The organism is Solibacillus sp. GQ1, from assembly GCF_059758555.1.
Genome location: NZ_JCAXEX010000007.1, coordinates 84,998 through 91,929, shown reverse-complemented (window position 1 = coordinate 91,929; position 6,932 = coordinate 84,998). Strand labels below are relative to the sequence as shown.

The 6,932-nt window shown below is 40.1% G+C and carries 7 protein-coding genes; 5 read left to right on the top strand and 2 right to left on the bottom strand.

Annotated elements, in window-relative coordinates; genetic code table 11:
* The first annotated feature begins 215 nt into the window (after nucleotides 1-215).
* Nucleotides 216-1,703 carry a carboxypeptidase M32 gene (locus AC6CH1_RS18425; protein WP_498318758.1) on the top strand — a complete coding sequence of 496 codons (1,488 nt, stop codon included), beginning with the start codon at nucleotides 216-218 and terminating at the stop codon, nucleotides 1,701-1,703.
* A 416-nt stretch (nucleotides 1,704-2,119) separates the two neighbouring features.
* On the opposite strand, the gene AC6CH1_RS18420 is transcribed toward AC6CH1_RS18425, so the two are convergent.
* Nucleotides 2,120-2,734: an NUDIX hydrolase gene (locus tag AC6CH1_RS18420; protein WP_079523288.1), complete on the bottom strand. Its 615-nt coding sequence runs from the start codon at nucleotides 2,732-2,734 to the stop codon at nucleotides 2,120-2,122.
* A 139-nt stretch (nucleotides 2,735-2,873) separates the two neighbouring features.
* On the opposite strand from AC6CH1_RS18420, the gene AC6CH1_RS18415 reads away from it, so the two are divergent.
* From AC6CH1_RS18415 to AC6CH1_RS18405, 3 genes are read left to right on the top strand one after another with little or no spacing between them, the layout of a single operon-like run.
* Nucleotides 2,874-3,851 (top strand): ABC transporter substrate-binding protein, encoded by a 978-nt coding sequence (locus tag AC6CH1_RS18415; RefSeq protein ID WP_498318757.1) that lies wholly within the window; start codon nucleotides 2,874-2,876, stop codon nucleotides 3,849-3,851.
* The gene (locus AC6CH1_RS18410; protein ID WP_427714022.1) at nucleotides 3,852-4,598 is read left to right on the top strand and encodes an ABC transporter ATP-binding protein; all 747 of its coding nucleotides are present in this window, start codon (nucleotides 3,852-3,854) and stop codon (nucleotides 4,596-4,598) included.
* Nucleotides 4,588-5,382 (top strand): ABC transporter permease, encoded by a 795-nt coding sequence (locus AC6CH1_RS18405; RefSeq protein WP_251691486.1) that lies wholly within the window; start codon nucleotides 4,588-4,590, stop codon nucleotides 5,380-5,382. Before AC6CH1_RS18410 ends, AC6CH1_RS18405 begins: the two co-directional genes overlap by 11 nt.
* Before the next feature lie 211 nt (nucleotides 5,383-5,593).
* Here the strand turns inward: AC6CH1_RS18405 and AC6CH1_RS18400 are convergent, their stop codons facing one another.
* Nucleotides 5,594-6,100, bottom strand: a complete 507-nt coding sequence (locus AC6CH1_RS18400) for a GNAT family N-acetyltransferase (protein WP_079523284.1) — start codon at nucleotides 6,098-6,100, stop codon at nucleotides 5,594-5,596.
* Nucleotides 6,101-6,291: 191 nt separating this feature from the next.
* Between AC6CH1_RS18400 and AC6CH1_RS18395 the strand changes: the two genes are divergently transcribed.
* Nucleotides 6,292-6,876 (top strand): helix-turn-helix domain-containing protein, encoded by a 585-nt coding sequence (locus tag AC6CH1_RS18395; RefSeq protein ID WP_079523283.1) that lies wholly within the window; start codon nucleotides 6,292-6,294, stop codon nucleotides 6,874-6,876.
* The last annotated feature ends 56 nt before the right edge of the window (nucleotides 6,877-6,932 follow it).

Sequence of the window (6,932 nt, the reverse complement as noted above, 5' to 3'; positions counted from 1 at the left end):
TTTCTCGTTTGTTATCAGCTCGTTGCTGACGACTATTAGAATATTACACTCCTTTTGATAAACCGTCAACAGTTTTTAAAAACTTTTTTTCACTATTTTTTTTGTTATTAGTTTCTACTTATTTATATATCCTTTGAAAATTATTTTATATTTTATACTAAAAAAACAGATTCCAAGTACTATATAATAAATGTGAAAGGAGTGAGTAACCTATTATGCAACAAACTTTTATTAATTATGTGAAGAAAATGCAAAACTATTCAGAGGCGCTTTCCGTTATTTATTGGGATATGCGTACAGGGGCTCCCCGAAAAGGGTTGGAGCAACGTGCGGAAGTGATCGGAACATTGTCTGCAGAATTATTTGCTCTCCAAACGAGTGACGAACTGGGGAAAATACTGTCTGAGCTTCAAAATGAAAATTTGGACTTTGTGACACAGCGTCTTTATGAAGAAGTTAAGAAAGAATATGACGAGTCTAAAAAGATACCAGCTGAGGAATTTAAAGCTTACACGATTTTAAAAGCGAAATCGGAAGCAGCATGGGAAAAGGCAAAGGAAAAATCGGATTTCCAGATTTTCTTACCGTACTTAAAAGAAGTAATCGATTATCAGAAACGGTTTGTTCAGTACTGGGGTATTAAAAACGGTTCTGCCTATAATACACTATTGGATAAATATGAACCAAATATGACAACGGATAAGCTTGACGAGTTATTTGGTGAGCTGAAGGCTACAATCGTTCCTTTAGTAAAGGCAATCAGTGAATCTAAAAACAAACCGGACACTTCCCTATTATTTAAACGCTTCCCGAAAAGCGGACAACATGCAGCTTCACTGGAATTGCTGAAGCAGCTTGGCTACGACTTTGAAGCAGGTCGGTTAGATGAGACGGTTCATCCATTCATGATCGGTTTAAACAGCGGAGATATCCGGATTACAACAAAGTATGATGAAAATGATTTCCGTTCCGCTGTTTTTGGTACGATTCATGAATGTGGACATGCTTTATACGAGCAAAATATTGATGCCTCATTAAACGGCCTGCCATTATCTACAGGTGCTTCGATGGGAATTCATGAATCTCAATCTTTATTTTATGAAAACATTATCGGACGAAATGAAAGCTTCTGGAAACATCATTACGCTATTTTACAAAAGCATTCTCCTGAACAATTTGGGGACGTACCGGCAGAAGCATTTTTAAAGGCAATCAATTTCTCAGAGCCTTCGTTAATACGTATTGAGGCAGACGAGCTTACTTACCCGCTTCATATAATGATCCGCTATGAAATTGAGCGAGAGATTTTCAATGGAGACTTACAGGCCGAAGATTTGCCGCGCGTTTGGAATGAAAAATACGAAGAATATTTAGGGATACGTCCGCAAAATGATGCAGAAGGTGTACTGCAGGATATGCACTGGAGTGACGGCAGCTTTGGCTACTTCCCAAGCTATGCGCTAGGTTTCATGTATGCTGCGCAATGGAAATTTGCAATGGATCAGGACATTCCGAACTTCGATGAGCTTTGCGAACGGGGAGAATTAGCACCTATTAAAGATTGGCTAACGAATAAAGTCCATCAATTCGGTGCATTGAAGAAACCGAATGAGTTAATATTGGAAGGTACCGGAGAACCGCTTTCCGCAAAGTATTTGGCCGACTACTTACTGAATAAATATACGCAGCTTTATAATTTGTAGATTTTCAAGCAAGCCTTTCTTAAAAGGTTTGCTTTTTTTATTAAAACCCGCCGCTTTTAATATGCGACGGGTGACTACGGACTTATGAAATTATTTTTTGCAGCAGTTGATAACCTAATCCTTTAAACGCAATATCTAAAGCTGTAGCAATTACAATCGCCACTACAACTCCTATATATAACATCTTTTTCCCTTTCATAAATGCCTCCTGATTCTATGTTTGTTATGATTCCCTGTTCTTCGTACCGCTTTATTTAAGCTATATACGATTCTTCATTTTCTACGTGTCAATATTAGAACAATACACTGATTTTAACATAGGATTTATATATTTTCCCGCCTCATCAAAACTATTAATGATCTAAGGCAATCAAAGGAAAAGGCGTCTCCCCGGTAATAGGAAGACACCTAAATTTTTATTTTAATTTTTCAATAAAGTGCTTTAACAATCGTGCGGTTAAACCCCAAATTGTGTACTTTCCATATTCATAAAACCATTCTTCCATCCGGCTTGAACGCCATTCGTAATTTTCGCCGTTCGCAATTTTATCATACGGAAAATCAATCGGAGGCTTCGGTTCAACCGGAACATAATGCACATACGGCTCATGCGTCAGCAACCAGTTTAACGGGACTGTAAACAGTTCTTCGACTTCATCCTTATTAAATGTATTCAGTTCCGACTGCTCGATGATCCCGATGAACGGATAGACAACAAAAGCCGGTGATATAACAAATGGACTGAGATTGCCTATTAGTTCAATCGACTGTTGATCGATACCGAGCTCTTCATGTGTTTCACGAAGCGCTGCAGCGAGCGGCGATTCATCTGTCTCATCAATTTTTCCGCCCGGAAAGCTAATATCGCCAGGTTGTTTGCGCATTGTTAACGCACGCACCTCAAACAAAATATGCCACTCGCCCTGTTTTTTTACAAGCGGGATGAGCACGGCCGACCGAAAAGCAGTGTCTTCCCCTAAAAACAGAGGCTGCGGTTTTGCAAGCTGTCCTTTCAGATGATTTAAATCCATAACATTCTCCACCTTACTAAATAGTTATCTTTATCGTACCATGACCGCCTTGCATGGTGAAATGGAAATATGGAAGTAACACCTCTCACCCCTTTACTGCATACGATACAACAACACTATTAGAGAAAAGGATGACCAAATGAAATGGCTTAGAACCGCCCTTTTCGTTGGGCTTTTATTGTTGTTGGTCGGCTGTGGACAGAAGGATTTACAGGAAGTAAAAGTAGGCGAAGTAACCCGTTCTATTTTCTACGCTCCTCTTTATGCAGCGATTGAAGAAGGCTTTTTTGAAGATGAAGGTTTATCGATTCAACTGTCAACTATCCCTGGTGGAGACAAAACGATGACCGCGCTTTTATCGGATGGCATTGATATTGCCTTAATTGGAGCTGAAACGTCGGTTTATGTATCAGGGCAAAATCCGAACGATAAAGTAATTAACTTTGCACAGCTTACGCAAACAGACGGAACATTTTTAGTCGCGCGTGATCAGAATGTTGACTTTAGCTGGGATGGTTTAAAAGGCAGCACATTTTTAGGTCAGCGTGTTGGTGGAATGCCGCAAATGGCCGGCGAATTTGTGCTGAAAAAACAAGGGATTGATCCACAAAACGATTTAACTTTGATTCAAAATATCGACTTTGCTAATATTGCGAACGCCTTTGCTTCAGGTACAGGTGATTATGTACAACTTTTCGAACCGACTGCAAGTATTTTTGAACAGCAAGGTATCGGAAAAATCGTCGCTTCATTCGGCGAAGAGCTTGGCGCCATTCCATATACGGTATTTATGGCGAAAGAAAGTACATTCTCTGAAAAAGAAATGATGGATAGCTTTACGAAGGCCCTTTATAAAGCACAAAAGTGGGTTTACGAAGCATCGAGTGCTGACGTGGCAAAAGCGATTGCTCCTTACTTTGAAGATACAGACCAAAAAATTATTGAGCAGGTTGTGACGCGTTACCGTGATCAGGAGTCTTTTGCAAAAGATCCGATTATCGATGAAGAGGAATTCCAAAATCTACTTGATGTAATGACCGAAGCAGGCGTACTGGAGTTTGAGCCAGCATACAAAGATTTAGTAAACCGGTCATTTGCAGATGCGGTTGTGAAGTAAATGACTTATTTGGAAGTGAAAAATGTTACCCATCATTTCTTTAAAGAACAGCAAGTCTCAACAGCTCTTGAAGATGTAAATTTTACAGTTAATTCAGGAGAATTTGTCTCCTTTTTAGGTCCGAGCGGCTGTGGGAAATCCACACTGCTCTCTTTACTGGCAGGCTTATTGAAACCAACAACCGGTTCGATTGATTTTGCTGAATCGGATGTTGAAATCGGCTATATGCTTCAGCAGGATTTTTTGTTCCCATGGAAAACAATCGAAGACAATGTCGCACTTGGTTTGAAACTGTTAAAAAAAGAAGAAGATCACTCGATTGTTGATGAATTGCTCGAACAATTCGAATTGGCCCATACGAAAAAGCTTTATCCGCCGCAGCTTTCAGGGGGAATGCGCCAACGTATTGCGCTTGCCCGTACACTCGCCGTGAAGCCAACATTACTTTTGCTTGATGAACCGTTTTCTGCACTCGATTTCCGATCCAAACTATCACTTGAAAACTTTGTATCGGATACATTGAAACAATTTTCAACGACTACTATTTTAGTAACGCATGATATTAGCGAAGCCATCGCGATGAGTGATAAAGTATTTATCTTTAGCCCTCGTCCGGGGACTATCGTGAAAAGCTTCATCATTCCACAGGAAGTTCGTGAACTGACACCATTCGAAGCAAGAAATGCCCCTGCTTTCCAAGTACTATTCCAGGAAATATGGAAGGAGCTTGATTCGGATGAATATTGAACAGCTGCAGCAGCAATATAATGAGAAACGGCGACGTGAAAAACGCAAAATTTTCTCTTTCCAATTACTGCTCCTTGTCGGTCTTCTTCTATTTTGGGAAATTACGACACATTTCCGCATACTGGATCCGCTCATTTTCAGTAGTCCACGTGCGGTTGGGAGCCTTTTTATCACAAAAATAACGGACGGCACCTTATTCCCGCATATTGCGATTACATTGTTCGAAACCGTTGTTGGCTTTATATTAGGGACTCTTCTTGGGACATTGCTTGCGATTTCCTTATGGTCTTCCAAAACATTTGCCAATGTAATGGACCCCTATCTTGTCGTATTAAATGCAATGCCTAAAGTAGCGATCGGACCGATGATTCTCGTTGTTTTCGGACCGAATATGCTTGCAGTTCTAGTAATGGGTGTGCTCATTTCAGTTATTATTTCGACCATCGTTATTTTTTCAGCTTTTCAGCAAGTAAACGAAAACTATATTAAGGTAATGCAGCTTTTCCGGGCATCCAAATATGAAACATTCCGGCATGTTATTCTTCCTGCCTCTACCCCGACGATTATCTCTACTTTAAAGGTGAATGTCGGCTTGTCATGGGTTGGGGTTATTGTCGGAGAGTTTTTAGTATCATCAAGCGGCCTTGGTTATCTTATTATTTCCGGGTTCCAAGTGTTTAACTTTACGTTAGTATTCTTGGCGCTTCTCATCATTATTGTATTGGCAACGATTATGTATAAAGGCGTTGAACTGATTGAACGAAAGGTATTGGAAAAGCAGTGATTAGTGAGTTGAAGAAGTCTCCGGGGCAAATTGAAAAACATCCATTTTCCTCTGGGGGGAGAAAAGTGGATGTTTTTTTGCTTTTATATGGAGGGAGTGACGAAAACCTCTACTTGGAATTTATATTTTTTCCCTTGGCGGTTAACATACCCATACGAGGCACTAATTGATGTAGATTGAATTGGAAAATCCATTCGCACCACTGAATCAATTAGCTAAGAAGGTTGAGCTGATAGCCTTTCACAATGATTCCGTCATTCAATGGTTCCAAGTCGCGTTCTGGAACACGTTGGAAGCCCATACTTTCATAAAGAGCAGATGCTTTTGTCATGAATGAAGCTGTATGGAGTCCAATCTGTTCGGAACCTGTTGCTTTCGCTAATTCTAGGCAATGAACAACTAACGCCCGACCGATGCCTTTCCCCCTAATATCAGGATCTACAGAAAGCATGCGAATCTCTGGAAATTCCTGCACATCATCCGTCCAGTCATAGGCTTGAGTGGATGCAGGAAATAATACGATGCTGCCGACAATAGCTCCATCGGTTTCGGCCACGAAAATCTGGGCATTATTTTTAATGTCGTTATCCGAAAGCAGACTGGTTTTTAATACACCCCAGTGTTCTGGTGAAACGTGCTGTTCGTATTCCCCATATCCTTTTACACGCAATACACGCACTGCCTGAATTTCCTCTTGCTTCATTTCTCTAATTTTCATTTGTTCAAGCCCCTTTATATTGTTTCTCTCATTACTATACCAAAAGGAGAAATTCCTTTTGGAGCCTCCCGGTTGTAATTATATTTGGAAGCAGCGTATCAAAATACCATTTAACATATTCCAACTCTACGTTCCGTTTGTTGCGAATCGACTTCAATCCTTTTATGCTAAATACAGTAGGAGGGAAACGAATGGATAATGAAAAAATTGGCCAATTAATTTATACATTGCGTAAGGGAAAAGGGATGACACAAAAACAAGTAGCAGATGCACTGTTTTTATCAGACCGCACCATTTCAAAATGGGAAAGAGGGATCGGATGTCCTGACATTACACTTCTCCCTCAGCTCGCTGCCCTCTTCGATATTCCAATAGAAAATTTACTGACAGGTGAAATAAATCAAAACGATTTCGTAGGAGGTAATATGAAAAATTCAAGCTATTATGTATGTCCAAGCTGTTCGAATATCGGTTTAGCAACAGGAAATTTTACAGTTTCGTGCTGCGGACGGAAATTAGAGCCATTAACTGCTGTAAAAGCAACGGACGAACAAAAACTAAGTGTAGAAGAAATCGATATGCAATGGTCCATTTCTGCAGACCACCCAATGACGAAAGACCATTACGTATCATTTATCGCACTGGCAACAGGTGATCAGGTTCAATTGTATAAGCAGTTCCCTGAATGGGCTTTGCAGGCAACGATTCCTCGTAAAAAACACGGGAAACTAATTTGGTTTGACACTCGTGACGGATTATTTTATCAGTATATTTAATGCCTTAATAAACAGTCTCCAACTATTAGACAACAGCTAATAATTGAGACTGTTTT